General features: G+C 60.2%; 1 protein-coding gene. It reads right to left on the reverse strand.

Annotated elements, in window-relative coordinates:
* Window positions 1–571: 571 nt before the first annotated feature.
* Complete coding sequence (locus ACH0AE_RS17755) at window positions 572–1,606, reverse strand: reverse transcriptase domain-containing protein (RefSeq protein WP_406876155.1); 1,035 nt, start codon at window positions 1,604–1,606, stop codon at window positions 572–574.
* Window positions 1,607–2,663 lie beyond the last annotated feature (1,057 nt).

The raw sequence follows: 2,663 nt of genomic DNA on the forward strand, positions 1-2,663 counted from the left end.
CCGCTCCCGTCCCGACTTGGCGGCGTCCGCGCCGCGTGACGGCACGTGCGGGCGCGTGACCCTTCGTCCTCCCGCCATCGGGAGACCGGCGTGCGTGCGGGCCGTACCGGCCGGTCCGGTGCTCACGACCCCGATCCGACGCGGTCCACCCGCGCGACACAGCCCGGCTTCGCCTTTCTGACGTCGAAGCCCGTGATCGCGTGCCGGCGGTCTCATGACCGGGGACGTGCACCTGTCACAATGCCACGCACAAGATCGTTTACGGCTTTGTGAACGCGCGCAATGGTTTTGGTGGGATGACGGGCAACCGGATGTATGCCGTTGTCAGTGGCAAGGCGTTTGTCTCCGACGGGATGATCCGTGTCGGGGAACTTTGAGGCGCAAGATAGGGCAACTATCTTACGCTGTTATGTTCAGTTCACCGCCTTGATACGCCGCCACATTTAAGATCAAGGACATTGCAACCCGTTGCACCTCTTACTGCGGCCATTGCAGTAACGCGGCCCTGATAACCGCAGAGAATTGAGTGTCGAGCGCGGCAGTGCCAACCCACCACAACCATCCTGCCTAGTTAATTGGCCGCATTGCAACTGGTTGCACCGCTGGCCGGCGTAAGCGCTTCACGCGCAGCCTTGACGACCGCGCGGAGTTCAGTGCCGAGCGGGCCTGCGCCGTCCCACCATGACCATGCCGCCAACTTGGAGCGTATACGCCGCTCCATTTTAGATAGAGCGCCAGCGTCAGCAATGAGGACGTCGGCGCAGACGTCATTAGCCCAGCCAGTCGCAACGGCATCGGGCACGAACGCGACCGCGTCGCTTCCGACCTTCCGATACCAAACCCCCAAGAACTTGAACTCCGAGGTGATAGGCGAATGTTTCACCTCTAGGTGGAATGGTCCGGCCTCGTGACGCGCGAACGCGCCACGAACAAGCTCCTCAACGGCCAATGCCTCGTCTCGGGGCGCAAGCACCCCGAGATTGTCCGACCAAGCGAACAGGCGAACCCTTCCAAAGACGGCGTCGCTTCGGAGGACTTCCGCCATCGCCATCTCGGCAACGAGCGAGGACAGTGCCGAGCCTTGGGGAATGCCAACCCCCGACCGGCCATTCGCTTTGCTGGCATCGTCATTGCGACGATCAGCCCTCATTTCCCCGGTAGGAACAATCAGCATCTCCCCCGTATGGACGAAACGCTTCACGCACTCCCGATCGAGGTCGAGGTAGCCCTCCAGCCATGCGTGCGAGATCGACCCGAAGAAGTCCCGAATGTCGAATTGTAGGAAGACGTGCCCGCCTTCCGTTTCCCGCAACGCTTGGAGGAGGTTCTCACGGACCGACGCCGGTCCACGACGAAGCCGGTCCTGCGCGAGCATGAACTGACTGTCGTGGAGGTCCGCGAAAGGGATGAGGGTGGACTTGAGGATGCGCATCCGCGCATCGTCCTCCCAATAGAATGAGGTGAGGCGCCGGACCCCGCCAGATCGCTTCGGGCGCGTGAACGACATCGCCCTTGCAGGGTGCGAAAAGTCGTTGATGCGCGGGAGGGCGTCGAAGACGTCAACGAGGCGCTCTTGCCGCACAGCCTCTAAGGTGTCGGGCGCCATAGACATTGACGTTGGTTTATGCCGACGCGCCGAAATTAGAAGCGCGTGAAGCCGCACAGCGAGCTTCCGGGCCATCTGTCGGCGGGCACGACGCGCGTTGCGAAAGTCTTGACGCGCCACGAGGCGCGAGACGCTGCGCTGTTGGCGTTCCACGCCCTCACGCGCCCACCGACGAAGAGCACGTTCCTCCGGCCACGTGATCGTCCGCGGATCGAGCCTATCGTTAACCACGAGGTGCACGATCTCTTCAGGGCGTCGTTGCGCGCTCAAGGAGTGGGTTCCTGCTGCGGAGTTCGAGTGCGGTGACGCGCAGGTGGATACAGTTCAGCGGGTGGTGTCGCTGCCGGAGCCACCCGTGTCCGATGGCGGACGGGCGGCTGCGTCTTCACGGGCGATGCCGGCGAAGGAACCTCTCGCGTCCGATGGCGTGCTGGCGGCAGCGGCCGCTCTTCCAGCGTCGTGGGAGCTAGGTCGCCCGAAGCATATGAGCCGTTGTTCATCAAGACCCGTTAGAAAACGTATTGGGTCAGTGTCAATTATGACAATCAAAACATTTAAGAAATGTTATTTATACAGTATCAAATTGTCTTGTTGCCTACATGTGTAGCCAAGTTATAACCTGAGCAACAATTGTGCTTCAACTATGTCCTAGCTGTGATATTAGATATCATAAATTTCTATGCGACCGGGGATGCGTCGTATAAATTGGAGATCGAATAGCGTTTTGGGAGCGCTCCAATTCAATAGACAAGGTTGATCCGATTTTTGCGCGGGAAGCTTTGGCGTCGTCGTGGCGATCGAGAAAGGCGCCTGCCTCTGCCTCCTCACAACCGAGGTCGGGTTGGTTGTCTGGTGGCGACCGGAACGCCTTCTTACAGAAGATTTCATCCGGCTGTCCTACGCGCCGCGAATACCGCGTAGTCGTCTCCCATACCGTTTGGCACGATGATAGGAGAACCACGATGAAAAGCGCACGTCAGCTAGGACTGTCCGCGATGGCATACGCATCGATCTGTGGCCGACCACCGCGGTTGCAACTGGTTGCACGGTGCCAGTC

Origin of the sequence: Sphingomonas sp. 179-A 2A2 NHS, assembly GCF_045371305.1 — a bacterium.
GTDB lineage: Bacteria > Pseudomonadota > Alphaproteobacteria > Sphingomonadales > Sphingomonadaceae > Sphingomonas.

Coding starts and splice junctions, on each gene's coding strand:
- ACH0AE_RS17755 (WP_406876155.1), bottom strand. CDS start 1,606: ATGGCGCCCGACACCTTAGAGGCTGTGCGGCAAGAGCGCCTCGTTGAC.